Origin of the sequence: Cryobacterium sp. HLT2-28, assembly GCF_004402495.1 — a bacterium.
GTDB classification, from domain to species: Bacteria; Actinomycetota; Actinomycetes; order Actinomycetales; family Microbacteriaceae; genus Cryobacterium; species Cryobacterium mannosilyticum.
Genome location: NZ_SOFH01000017.1, coordinates 106,576 through 130,058, shown reverse-complemented (window position 1 = coordinate 130,058; position 23,483 = coordinate 106,576). Strand labels below are relative to the sequence as shown.

At 67.6% G+C, this 23,483-nt stretch carries 22 protein-coding genes and 3 tRNA genes; 21 read left to right on the top strand and 4 right to left on the bottom strand.

Annotation, left to right across the window (positions count from 1 at the left end):
• The first annotated feature begins 1 nt into the window (after position 1).
• From E3O48_RS07440 to E3O48_RS07395, 10 genes are all read left to right on the top strand, one after another.
• Positions 2-631: an A24 family peptidase gene (locus E3O48_RS07440; RefSeq protein WP_134537915.1), complete on the top strand. Its 630-nt coding sequence runs from the start codon at positions 2-4 to the stop codon at positions 629-631.
• Positions 632-1,124: 493 nt separating this feature from the next.
• Positions 1,125-1,310 (top strand): Flp family type IVb pilin, encoded by a 186-nt coding sequence (locus E3O48_RS07435; protein WP_134509066.1) that lies wholly within the window; start codon positions 1,125-1,127, stop codon positions 1,308-1,310.
• Between the two features lie 189 nt (positions 1,311-1,499).
• A complete protein-coding gene (locus tag E3O48_RS07430; RefSeq protein WP_134537914.1) occupies positions 1,500-1,685 on the top strand; it encodes a Flp family type IVb pilin in 186 nt (61 codons plus the stop codon).
• A gap of 101 nt (positions 1,686-1,786) precedes the next feature.
• The gene (locus tag E3O48_RS07425; protein WP_370249422.1) at positions 1,787-2,176 is read left to right on the top strand and encodes a TadE/TadG family type IV pilus assembly protein; all 390 of its coding nucleotides are present in this window, start codon (positions 1,787-1,789) and stop codon (positions 2,174-2,176) included.
• Positions 2,173-3,159, top strand: coding sequence for a TadE/TadG family type IV pilus assembly protein (locus E3O48_RS07420; protein WP_166788648.1), 987 nt, complete (start codon positions 2,173-2,175; stop codon positions 3,157-3,159). The genes E3O48_RS07425 and E3O48_RS07420 overlap by 4 nt, the downstream gene beginning before the upstream one ends.
• An 8-nt stretch (positions 3,160-3,167) precedes the next feature.
• The gene (locus tag E3O48_RS07415) at positions 3,168-3,905 is read left to right on the top strand and encodes a Flp pilus assembly protein CpaB (RefSeq protein ID WP_166788647.1); all 738 of its coding nucleotides are present in this window, start codon (positions 3,168-3,170) and stop codon (positions 3,903-3,905) included.
• A complete protein-coding gene (locus E3O48_RS07410) occupies positions 3,902-5,227 on the top strand; it encodes an AAA family ATPase (RefSeq protein WP_134537911.1) in 1,326 nt (441 codons plus the stop codon). Before E3O48_RS07415 ends, E3O48_RS07410 begins: the two co-directional genes overlap by 4 nt.
• The gene (locus E3O48_RS07405; protein ID WP_134537910.1) at positions 5,224-6,678 is read left to right on the top strand and encodes a CpaF family protein; all 1,455 of its coding nucleotides are present in this window, start codon (positions 5,224-5,226) and stop codon (positions 6,676-6,678) included. The genes E3O48_RS07410 and E3O48_RS07405 overlap by 4 nt, the downstream gene beginning before the upstream one ends.
• Positions 6,675-7,631 carry a type II secretion system F family protein gene (locus tag E3O48_RS07400; RefSeq protein ID WP_134537909.1) on the top strand — a complete coding sequence of 319 codons (957 nt, stop codon included), beginning with the start codon at positions 6,675-6,677 and terminating at the stop codon, positions 7,629-7,631. The genes E3O48_RS07405 and E3O48_RS07400 overlap by 4 nt, the downstream gene beginning before the upstream one ends.
• A 9-nt stretch (positions 7,632-7,640) precedes the next feature.
• Complete coding sequence (locus E3O48_RS07395; RefSeq protein WP_134537908.1) at positions 7,641-8,501, top strand: type II secretion system F family protein; 861 nt, start codon at positions 7,641-7,643, stop codon at positions 8,499-8,501.
• Between the two features lie 237 nt (positions 8,502-8,738).
• On the opposite strand, the gene E3O48_RS07390 is transcribed toward E3O48_RS07395, so the two are convergent.
• Both E3O48_RS07390 and E3O48_RS07385 read right to left on the bottom strand, forming a co-directional pair.
• Entirely contained in the window at positions 8,739-9,227 is a 489-nt protein-coding gene (locus tag E3O48_RS07390) for a YajQ family cyclic di-GMP-binding protein (protein ID WP_134509081.1), read from the bottom strand.
• Positions 9,228-9,308: 81 nt separating this feature from the next.
• A complete protein-coding gene (locus E3O48_RS07385; RefSeq protein ID WP_134509083.1) occupies positions 9,309-10,325 on the bottom strand; it encodes a LacI family DNA-binding transcriptional regulator in 1,017 nt (338 codons plus the stop codon).
• A gap of 154 nt (positions 10,326-10,479) precedes the next feature.
• Between E3O48_RS07385 and E3O48_RS07380 the strand changes: the two genes are divergently transcribed.
• The 3 genes from E3O48_RS07380 to E3O48_RS18225 all read left to right on the top strand — a co-directional run bounded on the left by E3O48_RS07380 (position 10,480) and on the right by E3O48_RS18225 (position 13,071).
• Positions 10,480-10,561 (top strand) — tRNA-Tyr (locus E3O48_RS07380).
• Between the two features lie 32 nt (positions 10,562-10,593).
• Positions 10,594-11,427 (top strand): inositol monophosphatase family protein, encoded by an 834-nt coding sequence (locus E3O48_RS07375; RefSeq protein WP_134537907.1) that lies wholly within the window; start codon positions 10,594-10,596, stop codon positions 11,425-11,427.
• Between the two features lie 261 nt (positions 11,428-11,688).
• On the top strand, positions 11,689-13,071 hold the full coding sequence (locus E3O48_RS18225; RefSeq protein ID WP_134537906.1) for a M23 family metallopeptidase: 1,383 nt from the start codon (positions 11,689-11,691) through the stop codon (positions 13,069-13,071).
• Positions 13,072-13,105: 34 nt separating this feature from the next.
• Here the strand turns inward: E3O48_RS18225 and E3O48_RS07365 are convergent, their stop codons facing one another.
• Positions 13,106-13,900, bottom strand: a complete 795-nt coding sequence (locus tag E3O48_RS07365) for a GTP pyrophosphokinase family protein (RefSeq protein WP_241982443.1) — start codon at positions 13,898-13,900, stop codon at positions 13,106-13,108.
• Between the two features lie 166 nt (positions 13,901-14,066).
• Here E3O48_RS07365 and E3O48_RS07360 point away from each other — a divergent pair, with 166 nt between their 5' ends.
• The gene (locus E3O48_RS07360; protein WP_166788646.1) at positions 14,067-15,038 is read left to right on the top strand and encodes an endonuclease domain-containing protein; all 972 of its coding nucleotides are present in this window, start codon (positions 14,067-14,069) and stop codon (positions 15,036-15,038) included.
• Positions 15,039-15,182: 144 nt separating this feature from the next.
• On the opposite strand, the gene E3O48_RS07355 is transcribed toward E3O48_RS07360, so the two are convergent.
• A complete protein-coding gene (locus tag E3O48_RS07355; RefSeq protein ID WP_134537903.1) occupies positions 15,183-16,901 on the bottom strand; it encodes a glycoside hydrolase family 13 protein in 1,719 nt (572 codons plus the stop codon).
• Positions 16,902-17,027: 126 nt separating this feature from the next.
• On the opposite strand from E3O48_RS07355, the gene E3O48_RS07350 reads away from it, so the two are divergent.
• The 7 genes from E3O48_RS07350 to E3O48_RS07320 all read left to right on the top strand — a co-directional run bounded on the left by E3O48_RS07350 (position 17,028) and on the right by E3O48_RS07320 (position 23,464).
• On the top strand, positions 17,028-18,260 hold the full coding sequence (locus E3O48_RS07350; RefSeq protein ID WP_134509129.1) for a maltose ABC transporter substrate-binding protein: 1,233 nt from the start codon (positions 17,028-17,030) through the stop codon (positions 18,258-18,260).
• Between the two features lie 165 nt (positions 18,261-18,425).
• On the top strand, positions 18,426-20,048 hold the full coding sequence (locus tag E3O48_RS07345) for an ABC transporter permease subunit (RefSeq protein ID WP_134537902.1): 1,623 nt from the start codon (positions 18,426-18,428) through the stop codon (positions 20,046-20,048).
• Between the two features lies 1 nt (position 20,049).
• A complete protein-coding gene (locus E3O48_RS07340) occupies positions 20,050-20,958 on the top strand; it encodes a sugar ABC transporter permease (protein WP_134509133.1) in 909 nt (302 codons plus the stop codon).
• A gap of 6 nt (positions 20,959-20,964) precedes the next feature.
• Entirely contained in the window at positions 20,965-22,836 is a 1,872-nt protein-coding gene (locus E3O48_RS07335) for a glycoside hydrolase family 13 protein (RefSeq protein ID WP_198413040.1), read from the top strand.
• Positions 22,837-22,922: 86 nt separating this feature from the next.
• A tRNA-Thr gene (locus E3O48_RS07330) sits at positions 22,923-22,994 on the top strand.
• A 33-nt stretch (positions 22,995-23,027) separates the two neighbouring features.
• Positions 23,028-23,101: transfer RNA gene (locus tag E3O48_RS07325), tRNA-Met, on the top strand.
• 171 nt (positions 23,102-23,272) lie between these two features.
• Positions 23,273-23,464: an AlpA family transcriptional regulator gene (locus tag E3O48_RS07320; protein WP_134537901.1), complete on the top strand. Its 192-nt coding sequence runs from the start codon at positions 23,273-23,275 to the stop codon at positions 23,462-23,464.
• The last annotated feature ends 19 nt before the right edge of the window (positions 23,465-23,483 follow it).

Genomic DNA, 23,483 nt, shown 5'->3' with positions numbered 1-23,483 from the left:
GGTGCCCTGGGTCGCGATCGTCGCCGGGGTGATCGGCAGCGCCCTCGGGCTACCGCTCGTGAGCATCGCCGAACGGATGCTGCGTATTCGTCGACGCTTCGACTGGCCTGTCCGGGCCGGGGGCGTCGTGGCCACAGGTGCCCTCGTCGCGCTGGTCGTCTGGAAGTTCGGACCGGGCTGGGAGCTGCCCGCGTACCTGTACCTGGCCCTCACCGCGGTGGTGCTCAGCGTGGTCGACCTCGCTGAGAAGCGGTTGCCCAATGCGCTCGTCTATCCGTCGCTACTCGTGCTGCCGGTGCTGCTGATGCTCGCGGCTGCGGCAACCGGGTCGTGGTCGGCCCTCCTGGGGGCTTTCGCGGGCGGTGCCGCACTGTTCGTGTTCTACTTTGTGCTGGCCCTGATCTCGCCCCGCGGCATCGGGATGGGCGACGTGAAACTCGCCGCAGTGATCGGCCTCGCCCTCGGCTACCTGGGCTGGTCCCCGGTGCTCATCGGTTCCTTCGGGGGGTTCCTGATCGGCAGCCTGGTCTCGCTTGTGGCTCTGGTGGGGCGCCGGATTACCCTGCGGGGCTCCCTGCCGTTCGGGCCGTCCATGCTCGCCGGCGCCTTCCTGGCTGTGCTCCTCGCCTAGAACCCGGTTGAAGACTTTTCCTCATGTGCGCCGAAAAACCCCCAGCACGGGGGGCGGTCCGCTGGTGTGATCGGTCTACGGTGGTGGTGTCGCCAACCCGATGGCGAGTTCGCTTCACCCGAGGAGCGCTTGTGCACCCTTTTTCTGCACCCTTGCCCGATTGTCCGCGGCCCCGATCACGTGACTCCGGCGGCTTTCCGCCCGACTCCGTTCTGAACCCTCGTCCAGCCGGTATGCCGGGAGGCCCATTCAACGCGCTCGCCTGAGCCACTCGAACTGACCGGCCCTCACCCGAATGACGGCCGCACTCGCGACAGACCCGAGTCGCGAGTGATTGTCATGCAATTTTCAGAATATCTTCAGCAAACATTCAGCCACCCCCCAGACAGGGAGCCCCCGCACTGGGGCGTGGTGAGGTTTTCTCGACGAACGTAGCTTGTGGTCAATCGCCTGGTCACCCAGACCGGCCGGCCCACCCGAACGGAAACCCGAGATGAAGTTCTATACCAGGATCCAGGCCGTCATCAACAGCATGCGCACCGACGAGGAGGGCGCCACCGCCGTGGAGTACGGCCTGATGGTCTCGCTCATCGCGGTCGTCATCATGACCGCCGTCGGACTGATCGGCACCTACCTCAACACCAAGTTCGGCGACGTCGCGGCCAAGATCGGTCCCTAGTTCCGAGCCCGGCGCCCGGCGGCGCTCGGTCGGAGGCGTTCCCGCCTTCAGGAAGGCCCGCCGAGACCCCCCCCAAACTTCCCCCAGACCAGTCAGGCCCGCCCTGGGAGGAGCGAACACCCCGCGGGCATCAGCATCACCTCACCACGCACGGTCGACCCGGCCGGCTTGACAGAACGGAAACCCGAAATGAAGTTCTACACCAAAATCCAGGCCCTCATCAACAGCATGCGCACCGACGAGGAAGGCGCCACCGCGGTGGAGTACGGCCTGATGGTCTCGCTCATCGCGGTCGTCATCATGACCGCCGTCGGACTGATCGGCACCTACCTCAACGCCAAGTTCGGCCTCGTCGCAGCCAAACTGGCGCCGTAGCACCGACAGCAGCATCCGGTCGGCCATTCGGTCGATCCGGTTCGTGCCGTGGCGGCGGCTTCCCGAGGAAGCCGCCGCCGCCCACAACGAAAGGCAGTCCGATGATGCGCAGGCGCAGCACGGCAGGCGAACGCGGCGCGGCAGCGATCGAGTTCGCGCTCATCCTCCCGATTCTCGTCATCCTGGTGTTCGGCGTCATCGAGTTCGGCCTTGTCTTCAACGCCCAGATCTCCATCACCAACGCCGCTCGTGAGGGAGCCCGGTACATGGCCATTCACAACAATGCGGCCAACGCCAAGGTCGCCGCGCAGAACGCGGCACCCTCACTCAGCCCGCTGCTCGCCCTGGCCGGCGTCGACGTCAGCCCCGGCACGTGCGTGGGTGGTTCGAGTGTCACCGTGACAACGCACTACACCGTCGCGTTCGTCACGGGATTCTTCGGCGCGAGCATTCCTCTGACCGGCAAGGGGGTCATGCAATGCGGTGGATGAAATCTCGACTCCGCTCCGACCACGGGGCCAGCGCCGTGATGCTCGCCTTCCTGCTGGTGCCGCTGATCGGGATCGTGGGATTCGCGATCGATGTCGGAGCCCTCTATGCGGAACGTGGGCAGCTTCAAAACGGGGCGGATGCCGCGGCTCTCGCGATCGCAAAGGATTGCTCCGACGGTGTCTGCAGCAACCCGGTCGGCCTGGCCGCGAGTTACACCAACGGCAACGCCAATGACGGCGCCGCCAACGTGCTCACCCCGGATCTATCCGTCAGCCGCCAGGTCACCGTCAGGTCCAGCACGCGCGTGGCCGGCACGAATGCGCCCGCGATCAGCCACCCATTCGCGGCGATACTCGGAATCCCGCCGTCCACTGTGGGGGCAGCGGCCACAGCGCAATGGGGTGGTGTGGGGTCTGGACCCGTGCTGGCGCTCGCGCTCTCCTGGTGCGAGTTCCAGGAGTCTCTGGCGGCCTCGGGCAACCACGTGACCATCCGGACCGACACCAACAAGACCTGCAAACACTCCCCCTCGACGGAGATCATCCCCGGCGGCTTCGGCTGGCTCGACAACACCACGGCCCCGTGCGAGGCAACCATCAACCTCAGTTTGAACCTCAACGCCGCCGGAGAGCTCTGGGTCGACAGCGATCCGGGAGGGGACGCGCCGAGTGCTTGCAAGTCCCAACTGCCGAGTCTCCTGGGCAAAACGGTGCTCATCCCGATCTATGACCTCACCCAGGGCGCCGGCACCAACGCCAGGTACCGCATCTATGCCTTCGCCGGTTTCACCATCACCGGATGGAAGTTCCCCTCCGCTCAGGTGCTCGACCCGCTCGCTCCGGTCTGCGCGAGCGGTCTCACCTGCCCGAACGGCAGTTGGCGAGGCATTCAGGGCACGTTCACCAAATGGGTCTCCATCGACAACGCCTTCGGGCCCGGCGGTCCGGACCTCAACGACACCATCGTCACATTGATCAAGTAGGAGATGACATGAAAACTCGACTCATCGGCGCGATCCTGGCGATCGTCCTGGCCGTGGCCGGCACGGTAGTCCTCACGGGGTATGTCGGCGGCGCTGACGCCCGAGCGGCGGACGGTGCCGCGTTCGTGCCGGTCTACGTGGTCTCCCAGGAGATCCCCGCAGGCACGGCCGCGGAGTCCATCGGTTCGTTCATCACGGTGAAACAGATTCCGGCGATCGCGGCAGTACCTGGACGCGTCACGAAACTGGGCAAACTCAGCGGGACAGTCGCGGACACGGCGCTGAAGCCGGGTGAGCAACTCCTCGCGTCGCGCTGGGTGAGTGCCGCCGAACTGGCCACCCGCGGCGAAATCGCGCTGCCCGACGGCATGCAGACGGTCACCATTGCGCTCCCCGTTGAGCAGGTCGTCGGGGGCACCGTGACAGCGGGCGACACCGTTGGTGTCGTCATCGCGGCAACGCTGAAGGTCGCCGGCGCCTCGGAGGAGGTGTCGCTGGCCAAGCAGGTCTTCCACAAGGTCCTGGTCACCGCCGTTCAGAAGGGCTCCACGACACCGGCCGCGAAGGGCGCCGACGCGCCGACCGAACCGGTCAGCGTGATCATGATCACACTCGCCCGCACCACGCCCGACATCGAGAAGCTCGTTTGGGGACAGAAATTCGGAACCGTATGGCTCACTGTCGAACCCAAGACAGCGGATGAGACCGCCGCGGGCGTCGTTGATGGGAATGCGGTGTTCCGATGAGCCGCCTGCTCCTCGTCGGCCACAGCCATGACTTCGAAACCCGGTTGAACGTCCTCCTCGGACGCGCCCTCCGCCTCGTGAGGGGACGGTCTCTGGCCTTCGGCCCATCGGCGCTCCTCGGCCGGTTGGTGGCGGCAGACCGACCCGACACGGCGCTTCTGGGTTCGTTCCTCTCCCGGGACGGGGTGCGGGAACTCTCGGCGGGCCTGACCAGGCTCTACCCGGGCATCGGCATCGTGACCGTTGGCGAGAACCGAGGCCCGCGGAACGGCTGGGTGGCCGAAGGGACCGTTCACCCGGTACTGAGCCGGAGCGCGGAGCGCACGGCCGTCGTCTCTGCCGGCGGCCAGGCGAGCCGGCTCGGCCGGCCGGCCCCGATGTACGGCGAGGTTCTGGCATCCGTGGTGGAACTCGAACCCGTGCTTGAACCTGCGCTGGTTCCTGTCCTCGAGCCCGAGTTTCTCCATGAGCCCGCCGGGGAGCCCGAATCGTTCGTCCCCTGGGACCTCGGGCAGGCCGCCGTCGACACCGTGCCGGCGCCGGACGGTGTGCGCAGCCAGATCATCGCGGTGGTGGCGCCCAAGGGCGGCCTCGGCAAGACCACGGTCGCCACCAACCTGGCGGTCGGCCTCGCCAAACTGGCGCCGTTGTCGGTCGTGATCGTGGATGCCGACACGCAGTTCGGGGATGTCGCCACGGCCCTGTCGCTGGCCCCCACGCACACCCTGCCGGACCTGGTCACGGGCGTCGCCCCGGAGGACACCCTGGTGATGAAGACCCTCCTCACCGCTCACCCGAGCGGCTTCTACACCGTCTGCGGCGCGGACCTCCCGGCCGAGGGCGACCGGGTCACCGGGGATCAGCTCAGCCACCTGCTTCGGCAGCTCTCGTCCATCTTCCGGTTCGTCATCGTCGACACGGCCCCCGGGCTGGGGGACCATGCGCTCGCCGCTCTCGAACTGGCAACGGACGCCGTGTTCCTGTGCGATATGTCGGTGCCCAGCGCGCGCGGACTGCGCAAGGAGCTGGCGGTGCTCGCCAGCATCGGCATGTTGCCTCCCGTTCGGCACGTGGTGCTGAACCTGGCCGACCGCACGAGCGGGCTCAGCGTGCGCGACATCGAGGCGACGATCGGAGTCCCCGTCGACGTGGCCATTCCGCGCTCCATCCTCGTCGCGCTGTCGACCAACCGCGGCATTCCCGTCCTCCAGGCCAAGGGGAGAAGCCCCGCGTCGAAGGCCCTCACGGCCCTGGTGCACCGGTTCGAGCCCAGCGCTTTTCTGAAACGTGGTCATCTGCATCGAAGGGTGGTTGTCGCATGAAACTGAACGAAAGAGTGGACGCAGCGCGAGGCGCTGGTTCCCCGCCTTCCTCCGTCAAGAGAGGCGGCACCCTCCCGGCGGCGGAAGGGGATTCCGAGGCGGACAGGGCAAGACCCGCCGATCCGGGGCCGTTCCCGCTTCCCACGGCGGTGGTCGCCCCGGTCGATCCCCTCGCCGAGCTCAAGGAGCGGGCGGCCCAGGAACTCTTTGGCCGGATCGGCACACGGCTCACCGATTCGAGTCTCGACGAGGAGCAGCTGCATGCCCTCGCCAGGGTTGAACTGGTGAAGATCGTCTCCGCCGAGCAGGTTCCCCTCAGCCCAGTGGAGCGAAACAGGCTCATCGCTGAGATCGGCGCCGACGTGCTCGGATACGGTCCGCTCGAGCGCCTGCTGGGCGACGAGAGCGTGACCGAGATCATGGTCAACGGCCACGAACAGATCTTCGTCGAGCGCCACGGCCAGCTGACCCTCAGCGACGCCAGCTTCACCAGTGAAGCCCAGCTCCGGCGGGTCATCGAGCGGATCGTTGCCAAGGTCGGTCGTCGGATCGACGAGTCCTCACCCCTGGTCGATGCCCGCCTGGCCGACGGGTCGCGGGTGAACGCCATCATCCCTCCGCTCGCGGTCGACGGATCCTCTCTCACAATTCGCAAATTCGCGCGCGAACCACTCACCGCCGCCGACTTGATCAGGCTCGGCACGTTGAGCCCGGGGATAGCCGAAGTCCTCGAGGCGTGCGTGAACGCCCGGCTCAACATCATCGTCTCGGGCGGCACCGGCACCGGGAAGACGACGCTGCTGAACGTGCTCTCCGGATTCATCCCCGCCAATGAGCGCATCATCACCATTGAGGATGCCGTCGAGCTCCAACTGCAGCAGGATCACGTCATCCGGCTCGAATCCAGGCCGGCCAATATCGAGGGCAAGGGTGAGGTGACCATTCGCGACCTGGTGCGGAACTCGCTCCGGATGCGTCCAGACCGCATCGTGATCGGCGAGTGCCGCGGCGGGGAGAGCCTCGACATGCTCCAGGCCATGAACACCGGCCACGAGGGATCCATTTCGACGGTGCACTCCAACTCGCCCAGGGATGCGATCTCGAGGCTTGAAACGCTGGTCCTGATGGCCGGGATGGACCTCCCGTTGCGGGCCATCCGGGAGCAGATCTCGTCGGCCATTGACGTGATCGTGCAGATCAGCCGACTGAGAGACGGCACCCGCCGGATCACGCACGTGACCGAGGTGCAGGGCATGGAGGGTGATATCGTGACGCTGCAGGATGCCTTCGTGTTCGACTTCTCCGCCGGAGTCGATGAGGACGGCCGCGTCCTAGGCCATGCGGCAGCGACCGGGGTGAGGCCTCGATTCGCAGACAAGTTCCGCGAGATGGGCATCCCCCTGTCGCCCGGAATTTTCCAGGCCGACCTGGTGACGCGGGGTCGGCGATGAGCCCCGTGCTGTACGCCGGCATCGCGGCCGGGCTGTTGGCCCTGCTCGTGCTCGTGTTCCTGGTCATCGCGCCGAGCGGGCCGAAGGTTCCGCTCGAACGTCGTCGTGCCCCCGGAACCGTCGCGGAGGCGTCGACCCTGACCAGGATGACCGATCGCACGGTGGAAGCCATCGACGTGGTGATCCGCCGCCGCGCGTCGATACCGTTCGGTGCGGCGGAACTGGAACAAGCCGGCATTCGCATGCAGCCATCCGGGTTCGTGCTCATGGTCTTCTCGGCGGCGACGGTGCTGGCGCTGGTCGGCCTTCTGCTCGGTGCGGGCACCGGCTGGACGGTGCCGCTCATGGTCGCCGGTGTGGCCTGCGCTCCGATCGGCGCCCTGGTCGTATTGCGGATCCGCACCGCCCGGCGCCGCGCGAAGTTCGCCGATCAGCTTGACGAGTCACTGGGCCTGCTCGCCGGCGCCCTGCGCGCCGGCCACGGTCTGCTCCGCGCGGTCGACGCCGTCTCCCAGGAAACGGAATCGCCGACGACCGAGGAGTTCGCCCGGGTCGTCAACGAAACCCGGATCGGTCGTGACCTCAGCGACGCGCTGGACAACACCGCGCTGCGCATGCGTAGCGACGATTTCCAGTGGGTTGCCCAGGCCATTGCCATCAACCGGGAGGTGGGCGGCAACCTGTCCCAGGTGCTCGACCAGGTGGGGCACACCATCCGGGAGCGCAACCAGCTGCGCCGCCAGGTGAAGGCGCTCGCCGCGGAAGGAAAGATGTCCGCCTACGTGCTCATCGCCCTTCCGATCGGGGTCTTCTCCTTCCTGCTGATGACCCAGCCGTCCTATTTCAACGGCTTCCTCGGCAACATCTGGGGAACCTTGGCCCTGGTGGTCGCCGCCATCCTGCTCATCGTCGGCTCGATCTGGATGATGGCCGTCGTCAAGGTGAAGTTCTAGGAGAATTCGATGCCATCACTCACTGCCATCCTGGCCGCCCTGGCCGTCGCCGGCGGGCTCGGCGCCCTGATCGGGATCCTGGTCGGCGGGCGCGCTCCGTCACCGGCCACCGAGCCGGGTGACGCGCCGGCGCAGGGGCGTGCGTCCCGGGGCCCGCTCTCCCTCCGGGCCAGGACCCGCGTGCCCCGAGGCTATCTCGCCCGGCTCGAACGGAACGTCGTGCTGGCGGGGCGCCCGCCCGCCTGGACCGTGGACAAGATCCTGATCGCCAAACCACTCGTGGCGGCAGGCGGCGTGCTGCTGGCGGGATTGTGGATCGGCGGTGACACCTCACCGGTGCGGATCGTGCTCGGTGCCGCCCTCGTGCTGCTGTGCTTCTTCGTCCCTGACCTTCTCATCTACAGCCGGGGCCAGGAACGGCAGGAGCAGATCCAGAACGCGCTCGCCGACACCCTCGACCAGATGACCATCGCTGTGGAGGCCGGCCTCGGCTTCGAGGCGGCGATGGCGAAGGCGGCCACGAACGGCAAGGGCCCGCTGGCCGAGGAGTTCATTCGAACCCTTCAGGACATGAGCATCGGCCGCTCGCGCAAAGACGCCTACCAGGAGCTCAGCGCCCGCACCTCCTCGGCCGACCTGCGCCGGTTCACCCGCTCGGTCATCCAAGCCGACACCTACGGAATCGCGATCGCCGACGTGTTGCGCGTGCAGGCAGGGGAGATGCGGATGCGTCGCCGCCAGCGCGCCGAGGAACAGGCCATGAAAGTGCCGGTAAAGGTCATCTTCCCGCTGGTATTCTGCATCCTGCCGGTGCTCTTCATCGTGCTGCTCACGCCCGCGGTGATCAGCATCACCAAGGCGTTCACCTAGGTCGCTGGGGATACGGGGCCGGTAGATCGCAGATCAGTCGGTCCCTACTCGAGGTCAGGGCCGAGCAACTCCGAGATCGCCTGCTCGAACACGCCGAGGATTGCGCCAGGCAAAGGATTCCAGCTCACCCTGGTGCAGTTGGGCTATCCGGTCGCGGTCGATGATGGCACGCGTCATTGAAACTCACGCACGTGCTGTGAACATAGTGGCGGAGACGCCGGTCGGTCGATGTCCCGGCTAGCGGAAGTTCACGAACTGCAGGGCGACCTCGAGATCCTTGCCCTTGAGCAGGGCCATCGTGGCCTGCAGGTCGTCGCGGCTCTTCGAGCTGACGCGCAGTTCGTCGCCCTGGATCTGGCTCTTGACGCCCTTGGGCCCCTCGTCGCGGATGATCTTGTTGATTTTCTTCGCGTTCTCCTGGTCGATGCCGGCCTTCACCCCGGCCTCGATCCGGAACTCCTTGCCGGAGGCGAAGGGTTCGCCGGCGTCGAGGCTGCGCAGGGAGATGCCGCGCTTGATCAGCTTCGATTCGAACACCTCGAGGATCGCCTTGACGCGCTCCTCGGAGTTGGCCTTCATGAGCACCTTCTCGCCGCTCATCTCGATCGAGGCGCCGACGTTCTTGAAGTCGTAGCGCTGGGCGACTTCCTTGTGGGCCTGGTTGAGGGCGTTGTCGACCTCCATCGGGTCGACCTTGCTGACGATGTCGAACGTTGAGTCTGCCATGCCTGCAATGTTATCGAGTGGGACGCCCCATCACGACAGCCGTACACCGCCCGGCGGCGGAACCCGGTCGGCCGGGCCCGGTCAGCGGGGCGTCTGAGCGGTGCTCGAGCGCACGATCAGCTCGAACGGCATCGGCGTGTTCAGGTTCGGCGTGAGGTGCTTGCCCGGGCTGAGCTGGTCGAGCAGGATCTCGACCGCCTTTGCGCCCTGCCCCTGGGGGAATTGGGCGATCGTGCTCAGCCCGAAGAAGTCGGCCAGTTCGTGGTCGTCCACGCCGATCACGGAGACGTCCCGCGGCACGACCAGGCCGAGGTCCTTGGCCGCCAGGATGGCACCGATCGCCATCTCGTCGGAGGCGGCGAAGATGGCGGTCGGCCGGTCGTGCGGGTTGCCGAGGAGCTGCTTCGCCGCCTGGTAGCCGCCGCGCATCGTGAAGTCGGCCGTCATGAACAGTTCGGCGGCCGGGGTGATCCCGGCCGCGTCGAGCGCGTTCTCGTAGCCGACCCGCCGGTTCGTCGGCAGGTGGAAGTCCAGGTCGAGGTCCTTGTTGCCGCCGATGTGCGCGATCCGGGTGTGGCCGAGCGACAGGAGGTGCTCGGTGGCCAGCCGGGCGACGGCGACGTCGTCGATGGTGAGGGTGCGCACTCCCTCGATCGGGCCGCCGACGCCGACGAGGGGCTTGCCGAGCGCATGCAGGCTGGTCACCTCGGTCGCCGTCAGCTCGAGCGAAATGGCGATCACGGCATCCACTCGCTGGCGAAGCAGGAAATGGTCGAACACGCTGCGGCGCTCGGCACCGCCGCCGGTGAGGCTGTACAGGGTGAGGTCGTAGCCGTTGTTGAGCAGGGACTTCTGGGCGCCCTCGACCACGCTGGAGAAGAACCAGCGGTCGAGGAACGGAACGACGACGCCGATGTTCTTCATCCGCCCGGAGGCCAGGCTCGACGCCGTCGACGAGACGACGTAGCCCAGTTCGTCGGCCGCCGCTTCCACCTTCAGCCGGGTGGCGGGGGAGACATGGCCGTTGCCGCTCAGGGCGCGCGAAACCGTGGCGGTGGACACGCCCGCGTGACGGGCGACCTCGTCGATGCCGACCATGGGGTTCCTAACGGCGGTGAATTTGAGCCTTCATCGATCATATCGACCGGCGGATGTGCGCCGATCCCGGCCTTGATTTCTCACTGGGGCCAAAACTCTTGTATTCTGTCTGAGCGTCTCCGGTCACGTGTTCACATATGGTCGGGTGCGTATTGGCAAGTTACCCAAGTGGCCAAAGGGATCTGACTGTAAATCAGCCGTCTTAGACTTCGGGGGTTCGAATCCCTCACTTGCCACTCACTCTTTGCGTGTCCCGTAGCGTTGGAGCATGACTGCTCCCGCTTCGACCGAACTACTCCGCCTCGCCCGGGAGATCGCCCTCGAAGCGGGCGAGCTCGCCCTGACCCGGCGGGCCGAGGGCGTTCACGTCGCGGCGTCCAAATCCTCGCCCGAGGACGTGGTCACGGATGCCGACCGCGAGACCGAGGCGCTCATCCGCCGCCGCCTGGCCGACGCCCGTCCGCATGACGGTTTCTTCGGCGAGGAATCCGACGCCACGGGCGGCAGCTCCGGGCTGACCTGGGTAGTCGACCCGATCGACGGCACCGTCAACTACCTCTACGGGATCCCGGCCTGGGGCGTCAGCATCGCCGTCGTCGAGGGTGAGCCCGACCCGGCGACCTGGACGACCCTGGCCGGCGCGGTGCGGAACCCCGCCGCCGACGAGCTCTTCACCGCCGCGGCCGGGCAGGGCTCATTCCTCGGCAAGCGCAGACTCCAGGTTCCCGCCGGCGTGCCCCTGTCCCTCGCCCTGCTCGGCACCGGTTTCTCCTATCAGGCCGCGCGCCGGGAGCGGCAGGCCGACGTCGTGCGCGGCCTGGTCGGCCAGGTTCGGGACATCCGCCGGATCGGTTCTGCCGCCCTCGACCTGTGTTCGGTGGCGGCCGGCCGGTTGAACCTCTACTACGAGCGCGGCCTGAACCCGTGGGACCAGGCGGCAGGAGCGCTGATCGCGCGCGAGGCCGGGGCCCGGGTCGGCGCGTTCGGCGACGACCGCGAAGGGAACGATCTGCTGATTGCGGGCGCGCCCGACCTCTATGAGGTGTTCGCGCCGATACTTTCCGATCTTTTCGACCGTCACATGGATGAGGGCGGTCGGTAGGGCCGCCACGCCGAGCGCATCCGCGGAATCCCGGGCGAGTCGCCGGCCGGCCCGCGCTGTCGGGAGGCTCCGTCGGGAGGCCCGGGCACCCCCGTTTTCGGGTGTCATTCGGCCCCGCCGAATGGGAAATCGGGGCTTCCCGGGTTACCCTGTACTGATTCGTTACTTTGGCACTGGCCAAGACGACCGTTCTGGCTCCCTGTCCAACGCACCGAAAGAACCTCTCCTTTGCCCTCTCACTCCCCTTCATCGGCTGCCTCTGTGCCCGATGCGAGTGACCCGGCAGGACAGCCTTCCCCAGGAGCATCCCTGACCCGTCGCGAGCTGCGTGAGCGCGAGCGTGCTGCACGCGCACCCGTGGAGGTCGCCGACGCGCGCCACACGAGCCGCCACGACTCGGGCGTTGTCGCACCGCCGAAGGCTGCTGAGCCGGTCGCCGCGGCACCCGTCGAGCCCGCACCCGTCGAGCCGACCGCGATCCAGCCAGGGCCGCTCGAACCCGCGCCGCTCGAACCCGCGCCGGTGTTCATGCCGCTCGCCGAAGCCCTCGCCGACGCGGACCTGCGTCTGCCCGAGCTCGACACGGTCACGATCGCCGACACGGACCGGCTCATCGCCGCCCCCGCGGCAGCCGAGGCTCCGGTCTCCGACCTGGAGCAGCTCCAGACGGACGTCTCGCCGGTCACGACCTCGACCCCGATCCAATTCCCCACCCGGGCCCAGGCCCGCGCCAGGCAGGCCGCCTCGCGCTCCGGCCAGCCCGCCCCGCGGTCGGCCGCTTCACGTCCCGAGGCGCCGCCGCACGCAGCGTCGCTCCCCGAGGCATCCGCGCCCGTTGTGGGCATCACGGAGGCCCCTCGACTCCGGGCTTCCGTAACGCCACCCGCTGCCCCCCGGTCACCCCGGACGGCCACCCCGGCCAGCGGACTCGCCCGGCGGCTCGCGACGACCGGCGTCACGTTCGTGGCGATGGCGTTCGTCGCCCTGATGGCCGTCTCCACCTCCCTGCCGGCCGAGGCGTTGCTCTCCTCCGCCGATGTGCAGGCCGCGGCCCACGCCGCCCTGCGCACGACCAAAACCGAACCGGCCCAGACGCTCACGATGAGCGGCGGCACCGACGTCATCTCCGTGCAGCGCGACGGCTACGAGTCGAAGACCATCGCCGAGGTCGCCGCGGCCAGCGGCATCCGGATGGAAGCCACGTTCACGAACAACCCGAATGGCACGATCCAGTGGCCGTTCGCCGTCGGCGTGCACATCGGGGACCGCTTCGGTTTCCGCGACTGCGCCGGCTGCTCGTCCAATCATGGCGGCCAGGACTTCAATCCGGGCCTGGGTGCCCCCATCCAGTCGATCGCCGACGGAGTTGTCAGCTTCAGCGAAGACGGTGAGGGCAGCCTGGGCACGCACATGATCATCGACCACATGATCGACGGCAAGCTCGTCTCCAGCGTCTACGCGCACATGATCAAGGGTTCGATGCTGTTCAAGACCGGCGACGTCGTCAAGGTCGGACAGGTCATCGGCAAGGTCGGGAACACGGGCATGTCGACCGGGCCGCACCTGCACCTCGATATTCGGCTCGGTGGCAAGGACGGCACCAAGGTAGACCCGCTCGCCTGGCTGTACGCCAACACGAACTAGCGGCACCGGCCTCCGCGGCTCAATCCGCCGCGGCTCAGGCGCGGTCGCGTTCGGGCTGCTCGTCGTCCGCGCGGGAACGGCTGATGGCGCTGAGGAACCCCTCAGGCAGCGCGTACTGCGATAGTCCGGCGATGCTGAGGATGTCGGTCTCCGCCCGGTCGTCGGGCTCGAGGGCGACGACCTGGTCGTGCAGGCGTTCCATCTTCACGTCGAGGCGGTTGGCGACATCCGCCGCCTGTTTCAGGTCGTGCACGAGGTCGACCGGCACCTCGCCCTGGTACTTGTAGAAGATCTTGTGTTCGAGGCTGGCCCAGAAGTCCATCGCGACGGTGCGGATCTGAATCTCGACCGTGACCGGTTCGACCCGGTCCGACATGAAGACCGGGATCGCGGCGATGAGGTGCAGGCTCTTGTAGCCGTTGGGCTTCGGCGCCGCGATGTAGTCCTTGACCTCGAGCACGGTGATGTCCTGCTGGCTCGTGAGCATGTCCAGGATGCGGTACGTGTCGGAGATGAAACTGCAGGTGATCCGGATGCCGGCGATGTCCTGGATCTGGGCGCGGATGTCATCGAGCACGAGCGGGCAGCCCTTGCGGACGGCCTTCTTCAGGATGCCCTCCGGCGACTTGAGCCGGAAGTTCACGTGCTCGATCGGGCTGTAGTCGTGGATCGAGCTGAACTCTTCCTTGAGGATGTTGATCTTGGTCATCATCTCGTCGGTCGCGAACTTGTACGACATCATGAATCGGGTGAGCTCGGTCTTCAGCTCCCGGCGCTCGGCGACGCTCCCGGCGGTGTCGAACCCCTTGTCGATGCCTCTGACGGCCACGTTGACTCCTCCTGGGCGCTCAACTTACCGGCGCCGCAGGTCGATTCTCCCACTCGGGGTTGCGGGTGGGCTGGCAGGGCGTGAATGCAGGATGCCGGGGCGGCGCGGGGCGCCTGGGGCCTCGTTCCTCGCCAGTATCCTGCAAACCGGCCCGCAGAGGTGGAGAGTGCACAGATTCCGCGGCCGGAGCGCCAGGGGGGCCGGCACGCGGCATCCTGAGGCGATGGCGATGGCGATGGCGATGACGGATGCTGCGGCAGCGATCACCCGGCGCGGCGGGGTCGCGAACTACCGGCAGTTGGAGTCCGCGGGGGTGCCCCGGTCCCAGGTGGCCCTCGCGTGCCTCTCGGGGAGCGTCTGGCGGGTGCGCAACGGCTGGTTCGCGGTCCCGGAGACACCGGCGGACGTCGTGCGGTCCGCGCGCGTCGGCGGAAGCCTCACCGGGGCATCCGTCGCCCGGTTGCACGGGCTGTGGCTGCTGGCCGACCCGCTCCTGCATGTGCGGGTGGCGTCCACGGCGAGCCGGCTGGCGTCACCGGCGAACCGGGCGACCCGGCTCGACGCAGCCCGGCACGGCGTCTGCGTGCACTACAGCAGAGCGGGCGGGACGGATGCGGCCCGTGACCCCCTGATGCGAGCCCTCGCCGAGATGTTCACCTGCGGCCCGGGGGATTCCGCGCTGGTCGCGGTGGATTCGGCGCTCAACCGGGGCGAGTTGCGACCGCACCAGTTGGCCGATCTCGCGGACGCCATGGTTCCGCACCGCCGGCCGTTGCTCGCGCTCTGCGACGGCCGCAGCCAGTCCGGCCTGGAGACCCTCGTGCGCTTGTTCCTGATCAGGCAGCGCATCCGGGTCCGCAGCCAGGTCAGGGTGGCGGGCGTCGGCCACGTCGACCTGCTCGTCGGCGATCGTCTCGTGCTCGAACTCGACGGCGAGGAGTTTCACACCGGGCTCGCCTTCGAGGAGGACCGTCGCCGGGACTTCGCGCTCGTCCAGCAGGGCTACCTTGTGCTGAGAATCACCTACCGAATGATCATGCAGGACTGGCAGCGGGTAATGGACGGCATCCTGGCACTCGTGCGCCGCGATGAGCACCGCTGGCGCACCGCCAGGGTCCGGCCGACCCCCGGCAGGTGAATGCAGGATGCGCCGGCCGGGCAAGGCCGGGCAGGGCCCCGCCCGGCGTGGCATCCTGCATTCGCGAGCAGACGTCGGCGCCAGCGCGTTACCCCGTTGCCGCGGCTGCCGCGTTGCCGCGGTTGCCGCGGCGCGCGGTGGAGCCTAGGCGCGCAGCCAGGCCGTCGTGTCGCCGGGCAGGGTGCGTCCGGCGATCGGCTCACTGTCCAGCAGCAGTTCCCCGGCCGGCAGCTCGATCGGCTCGGTGCCCGTGTTCGCGACGACCACCACTCCGCCGTTCCGGAAGTGCACGACCTCGTCGCCGAACCCGCCCCGCCACTCCACCGAGCCCAGCCCGAGGGCGTGCTCCCGGCGCAGGCGCAGTGCGAGCTTGTACAGTTCGAGGGTCGACCCGGCGACGCCGTCCTGGGCGTCGCGGGCGAGGGCGCCCCAGCCCGCGGGCTGCGGCAGCCAGCTGGCCGAGGTCGGGCCGAAACCATAGGAGGGCGCTGAACCCTCCCAGGGCAGGGGCACCCGGCATCCGTCGCGGCCGTACCGTTCACCGTTGGTGCGGAACCAGGTTGGGTCCTCGCGGGAGGCGTCCGGCAGGTCGATGACCTCGGGCAGCCCGAGTTCCTCGCCCTGGTAGAGGTAGCTGGAGCCCGGCAGGGCGAGCATCAGCGCGGTCGCCGCGCGGGCGCGCTGCAGGCCCACCACGGGGTCGGGCAGGCCCGCCGTCTTCGGGCCGATGCCGTGGCCCTGCAGGTTCTCCGCGGTGAGGGCCAGCCGGGAGGCGTGGCGCACGACGTCATGGTTGGACAGCACCCAGGTGCTCGGGGCGCCGACGGCGCTGAACGCCTCGAGGGAGTCGTCGACGACCCGGCGCAGGGCCGGGCCGCTCCACGGCGTCTCGAGGTAGGCGAAGTTGAAGGCCTGGTGCATTTCGTCGGGGCGCACCCATTCGGCGACGCGGCGCAGCGGGTCGACCCACGCCTCGGCGGCGAGGATGCGCTGCCCGGGGTACTCGTCGAGCACGAGGCGCCAGTCCCGGTAGATCTCGTGCACACCGCCCTGCGCCCAATACGGCGCCGTCTCGGCCCACTCGGCGATGATGCCCGGCTCGAGCACCGAGGCGCCGCCCATGCTGCCGCCCTCGACGGGAGCGGTGTAGTCGGGAAGCCCGGCCGCCTTGATCATGCCGTGCGCGACGTCCACCCGGAAGCCGTCGGCACCGCGGTCGAGCCAGAACCGGAGCACGCCGCGGAACTGCGCCCGCACCCACTCGTTGTCCCAGTCGAAGTCGGGCTGGGTGGTGTCGAAGAGGTGCAGGTACCACTGGCCGGGCGTGCCGTCGGGGTTTGTGACGCGGGTCCAGGCGTTGCCGCCGAAGACGGATTCCCAGTTGTTCGGCGGAAGCTCGCCCATCTCGCCCTTGCCCTCGCGGAAGATGTAGTGCGCCCGCTCGGCGCTGCCCTCCGGGGCGGCGAGTGCGGCCTGGAACCACGGGTGATCGCTCGAGGAGTGGTTGGGCACCAGGTCGACGATCACCCGGATGGCCAGCTCGTGGGCGGTGCGCACCAGGGTGTCGAAGTCGGCGAGGGAACCGAAGATCGGGTCGACGTCGCAGTAGTCGGCCACGTCGTAGCCGGCGTCGTGCTGGGGAGACGTGTAGAACGGGGACAGCCAGATGGCGTCGATCCCGAGGTCGCGGAGGGCCGGGAGACGCCCGGTGATGCCGGCGAGATCACCCATCCCATCACCGTTGGCGTCCGCAAAGGAACGGGGATAGATCTGGTAAATAACTGCGGTTCGCCACCACTCAGTGCCTGTCATGAAAGAAAACCTTACGGCATTCTCCACAACATGGAAGCGCTTGCATGGCATTCCCGTTAAACGAACTCAACAAATAAATTCGTCGGCTCAAGCTCTTGAGTTGTCAATCGATCTGCGAGAAGCTATACATGTAAACGCTTGCACAATTGTCAATGTCCTTACGAAAGGCACACACCAATGATGGTGAATAAGAAAGGCCTGCTGGCTGCCGGCGCAGTCGCGGTCGCCGCTTCCCTCGCCCTGGCCGGATGCTCCGGCGCCTCGTCCTCCAAGAGCGGCAGCTCCGATGCGGCCTCCAGCACGCTCACGGTCTGGGTCGACGCCGACCGCGCGGCCGTGCTGAAGGACGCGGCAGCGGCCTTCACCAAGGAATCCGGCGTCACGGTCAAGCTCGTCCAGAAGGACTTCGGGAAGATCCAGGAGCAGTTCATCGCCCAGGTTCCCACCGGAAAGGGCCCCGACGTGACCATCGCCGCCCACGACTGGCTCGGCAACTTCGTCGGCAACGGCGTCGTGCAGCCGGTTGAGCTCGGCGACACGGCCAAGGACTTCCAGAAGGTCGCCGTCACCGCCATGAGCGTCGAGGGCAAGACCTACGGCGTGCCGTACTCGATCGAGAACATCGCCCTCCTGCGCAACACGGCCCTCGCGCCCACCGCGCCGGCCACCTACGACGACATGATCGCGGCCGGCACAGCAGCCGGAACCGAATTCCCGTACCTCGTGCAGGTCGGCCCGGAGTCCGACCCGTACCACCTGTACCCGTTCCAGACCTCGTTCGGCGCCCCCGTCTTCGGCACCAACGCCGACGGCAGCTACAACGCCGGCGACCTGTCCATCGGCAACGCCGGTGGTGAGGCCTACGCAGCCTGGCTCGCCAAGGAAGGCGCCGCCGGACACCTCAGCGTGAACGTCACCGGCGACATCGCCAAGGAGAAGTTCAACGCCGGCGCCTCGCCGTTCCTGATCACCGGCCCGTGGAACGTGCCGGACGCCCAGAAGGCCGGAATCAACGTGGCCGTCGACCCGATCCCGTCCGCCGGTGGCGAAACCGCGCAGCCGTTCGTCGGCGTGCAGGGCTTCGTCGTCTCCGCCAAGTCCAAGAACGCCATCGCAGCCAACGAGTTCCTGGTGAACTACATCGGCAGCGAAAAGGTCCAGACCGAGCTGTACAAGGTCGGCGGCCGTGCACCGGCACTGACCTCGGCCTTCGAGGCAGCCAGCGCCGACCCGATCACCGCCGGCTTCGGCGCGGTCGCGGCCAAGGCCGTCCCGATGCCCAGCATCCCGCAGATGGGCAAGGTCTGGCAGTTCTGGGGCGTCACCGAGGCCGCGATCATCAGCGGCCAGGGTGACCCCACGGCGCTGTGGCAGAAGATGACGGCCGACATCCAGACCGCCATCAAGTAGGCGCACCACCCCGTTACCCGGCTGCCCCCGGCCTCTGACTCGAGGCCGGGGGCAGCCGGGCGACAACCGGCCCCGCCGCGTCACGCGGCCCGGCCCACGTAGTCCCCTGTCCGGCACCGGCAGGCGAACAGATCCACAACGCATAGCGGCAGAGAGCGGACGAAGATGACCCACCCAGGCACCGAGCGCGACGAGGCGCAGGTCAGAGAGTCGAAGCGCTCACGACAGGCCGCCCGCATCGCCGAAGCGGCATCCGCCGGGGTGAAGACGCTCCTGGTCAAGATCTTCCTGCTCGGCATCGTCGACGCGATCAGCGTGTATGCCCTCTTCGTGCTCCTCCTCCGAGCCGACTGGGTCGTCTTCGGCGCGGTGCTCCTGGTCACCCTCATCGTCAACTGGATCTACTTCAGCAAGCAGAAACTGCCGGCCAAGTACCTCACCCCCGGGCTGATCTTCCTGCTCATCTTCCAGATCTTCGTGGTCGGCTACTCCGGCTACATCGCGTTCACCAACTACGGAACCGGTCACAACAGCACCAAGCAGGACGCGATCAACGCCCTGATCGTCTCCTCCCAGCAGCGCGTGCCCGACTCGGCCACCTACAAGCTCACCGTCGTCGAACAACTCGGCAACTACAGTTTCCTGGTCACCGAACCCGACGGAACCGTCAGCCTCGGCGGAACGGATGCCCCGCTCCGCCCGGTCACCGACGCCACCCTCGACGCCACCGGCAAGGCGGTCGCGCTCCCCGGTTACGCCAGCCTCAAGTTCAACGACATCGTCGGCAACCAGGAGAAGATCGCGGCGCTGTCCGTGCCGCTCTCGGACGACCCGAACGACGGGACCCTCCGCACCCCGGACGGGTCCAAGGCCTACCTCTACCTGTCCGACCTCGTCTACGACGAGGCCGCCGGCACGATGACCGACACCAAGGCGAACACGGTCTACGCCGACAACGGCAAGACCGGCTCGTTCGTCGCCGCCGACGGCACCGAACTGCTGCCCGGCTGGAAGGTCGAGGTCGGCCTCGCCAACTTCGCCAAGGCGTTCGGTTCCGAGTCGATCCGCGGCCCGCTGATCAGCGTGACCCTGTGGACCTTCGCGTTCGCCTTCCTCTCCGTGTTGACCACCTTCGGCCTGGGCCTGTTCCTCGCGATCGTGTTCAACGACCTGCGGATGCGCGGCCGGAACGTCTACCGGGTGGTCCTGATCCTGCCGTACGCGTTCCCCGCCTTCCTCTCCGCGCTGGTCTGGGCCGGGATGCTGAACCCGCAGTTCGGCTTCGTCAACCAGGTGCTGTTCGGCGGCGCCGACATCCCGTGGCTGACGAACGAATGGCTGGCCAAGTTCAGCATCATCTTCGTCAACCTGTGGCTCGGCTTCCCGTACATGTTCCTGGTCTGCACCGGGGCGCTCCAGTCGATCCCGGACGAGATCCAGGAGGCTGCCACGGTCGACGGCGCCAGGCCGTTCCAGGTGTTCCGGCTGATCAAGCTGCCCCTGCTGCTGGTCTCCGTCGCCCCGCTGTTGATCTCCTCGTTCGCGTTCAACTTCAACAACTTCAACCTGATCTACATGCTGACCAACGGCGGCCCCCGCGACGTCACGGCCGGAGTGAACGTCGGCTCCACCGACATCCTGATCTCGATGGTCTACAAGGTCGCGTTCGTCGGCGCCAACCGCGACTACGGCCTCGCCAGCGCGTTCTCGATCATCATCTTCCTGCTGGTGGCCCTCGTGTCGGTCATCAGCTTCAAACAGACCAAGGCGCTAGAGGAGTTGAACTGAGATGCGGATTGCAGCCCCCGAAACCAGCGACCTGTACATCCCGACGAAACGACCGTTCAACTTCGGCCGGTGGTTCTCCCGCACCGGCTGGCGCCACCTGGTCGGCGCGATCATGGTCGTCTTCTCCGCGTTCCCGCTGCTCTACGTGCTCTCCGCGTCACTGCACCCCGGTGGCACCCTGATCACGGCGAACGGCCTCTTCAGCCAGGTCGACCTGGGCAGCTACCAGACCCTGTTCAACCTGCCCCAGCAGCCCTACGCGGCCTGGTACGGCAACACCCTCCTGATCGGCGGCATCACCTCGCTCTGCACCGTGTTCCTCGGCGCTCTCGCCGCCTACTCGTTCTCCCGGATGCGCTTCGTCGGCCGCCGCCCCGGCCTGCTGATGCTCGTGCTGGTGCAGATGTTCCCGCAGCTGCTCGCCGTGGTGGCCATCTTCCTGCTGCTCAACGGCATCTCCGACATCTTCCCGGCGATCGGGCTCGACTCGCAGGTCGGCCTGATCATGGTCTATCTCGGCGGCGCCCTCGGCGTGAACACCTACCTGATGTACGGCTTCTTCAACACGGTCCCGGCCTCGATCGACGAGGCCGCCAAGATCGACGGGGCCGGCCACGCCCGGATCTTCTTCACGATCATCCTGCGCCTGGTCGCGCCGATCCTCGCCGTGGTCGGACTGCTCTCCTTCGTGGGCACCACCAACGAGTTCGTGATCGCCAGCATCGTGCTGATCACCCCCGAGAAGCAGACCCTCGCCGTGGGGCTGTACCAGTTCGTGTCGCAGGAATTCTCCAGCAACTACTCGGTCTTCGCGGCCGGCGCCGTGCTCGCAGCACTGCCGGTGATGGCCCTGTTCCTGTGGCTGCAGAAGTACATCGTCGGCGGCCTGACCGCCGGCTCCGTGAAGTAGCGGTCCGTGCCCGATCCGCGGTTTCGTTCCGTCCTGACGCCCCACCACGACGGCTCGCCGCTTCACGTCTCCACCCCGAACCCCGAATTGGGCGAGAGCGTCACGGTTCGGGTGCGCATCCCCGAGTCGTTCGGGACCGTGGCGAGCGTCTATGCCCGGTCCAACCCCGACAAGGAGCCCCGATTCGACGCGGCCAGGCTCCTCGGCGCGGCGGACGGCTGGCAGTGGTGGGAGGCCGCCATCGTGGTGGAGAACCCGGTGCACGGCTACCGGTTCCTGATCGACCTGGCCGACGGGACCCACTGGTGGCTGAACGCCACCGGCCTGTCCGACATCGAAACCCTCGACACCGAGGACTTCAAGCTGCTCGCCTACCCGGCGGCGCCTGACTGGGCCGCCTCCAGCGTGATCTACCAGATCTTCCCCGACCGGTTCGGGCGCTCCCCGGCCGCCGACGCCCGGGAAACCCCCGAGTGGGGCATCCCCGCGGCTTGGGACGACCCGGTCGACCAGGTCGGCCCGGGGCGCTCGCACCAGTTCTACGGCGGCGACCTCGACGGCATCGTCCTGCACCTCGACCACCTGCAGCGGCTCGGAGTCACGCTGATCTACCTCACGCCGGTCTTCCCGGCCGGGTCGAACCACCGCTACGACGCCTCCAGTTTCGGCGAGGTCGACGAGGCCCTCGGCGGCGACGCCGCCCTCGTGCGCCTGGTCGAGGCCGCCCACGACCGGGGCTTCAAGGTGATCGGCGACCTCACCTCCAACCACTCCGGCGACCGGCACGAGTGGTTCCGGGCCGCGCATTTGAGCCCGGATGCCGCGGAGAGCTCCTTCTACTACTGGCTCGACGCCGAGCACGGCAGCTACACCTCGTGGTTCGGGGTGCCGACCCTGCCCAAGTTCAACTGGGCATCCGCCGAGCTCCGCACCCGCTTCATCGAGGGCCCCGGGTCCGTCGTCGCGAAGTGGCTGCAGGCGCCGTTCCACCTGGACGGCTGGCGGATCGACGTGGCCAACATGACGGGCCGGCTCGCGGGCGAGGACCTGAACGCCGAGGTGCGGCAGACCATCCGTCGCACCATGATCGAGGCCAACCCCGACACGCTCCTGCTGGGGGAGTCGACCAACGACGCGTCGGCCGACTTCCAGGGTGACGGCTGGCACGGCGCGATGACCTACACGAACTTCACCCGGCCGCTCTGGAGCTGGCTGTCGCGGCCGGGCAGCCCGTCGTCGTCGTTCTTCGGCCTGCCCTACTCTTCGATCCCGCAGTACGACGGGCACCAGTTCGTCGCCACCCACCAACGGTTCGTCGCCGGCTTCCCGTGGCGCACCCGGCTGTCCACGATGAACGCCCTCGACACCCACGACACCCCCCGGTTCCGCACCCACGCGATCGACCGCGGCGTGCCGGTCGCCTTCGGGATGTCGGTGACGCTGCCCGGCATCCCGATGATCTTCGCCGGCGACGAATTCGGCCTCGTCGGGGTCGACGGGGAGCACTCCCGCACCCCGATCCCGTGGCCGAGCGTCGACGAGCCGCAGGTCGCGGACACGATCGAGCTGTACTCGGCGCTGATCCACCTGCGCACGGGGCACCCCGCGCTGACCGAGGGCGGGATGCGCTGGCTGCACGTCGGCGAGGACGTGCTCGTCTACCTGCGCGAAACCGCGGGGGAGTCGGTGCTTCTGGTGGCCGCCCGTGCGGCCGGCGAGGCCGTGGTCCCCGGCTGGGCGGTGGCGGGAGCGGAGGCCGCCACGAGGCTCTTCGGCGACGCCGAACTGGGCGTGGATGCCGGCGGCATCCGCTTCACGGTTGTCGGCCCATCGTTCACGGCGTGGGCGCTTCCGGGGGTTCGGCTGCCCATCGACTGAGCGCGGTCAACGGGCAGGCAAAGTTGGTGATAATCTTTACCGGTTGCCGAAAAACAAAGGCTCAGCTTCTGCCCGTTGGAAGTTCTGCCCCCTTAGCTCATTGGTAGAGCACTTCCTTGGTAAGGAAGAGGTAGTGGGTCCGATTCCCACAGGGGGCTCAGGCTTGGAAGCTCTTGCAGCCGACAGGCCGTGGCGGGGTAGCTCAGTTGGTTAGAGCACACGGCTCATAATCGTGGTGTCGCGGGTTCAATTCCCGCTCCCGCTACACGAGAAATAGTTTGACCTGGGTTTCTTGTCCTCATTGGAAGGGCAAGACTTGATGCATTCGACGTTTGTTCACCGTATATTCCGCGGCGCCAGTCTGTTTTGGGCGTTCGCGGAGAGGGTGCACGACCCAGTTCGAGTGAGTTGGGGTGTCCTCGGACACCTACGGTATATGAATGCCGAAATCCTCTCTGGGCTCGGCCTCGAGCCAGTCCTCACGACGAGTGAGCTCGCCGAGTATCTCGGTGTGCACGTGCTGGCCATCTACGACCTGCGCACCGACGGCCGCGGCCCATCCGGCATCCGAGTGGCCGGGAGATCCGCTATCGCGTCTCCGATGGCCGTGGCCGTCGAGCAGACCTGACGGTGATGCCCAGGAGCTC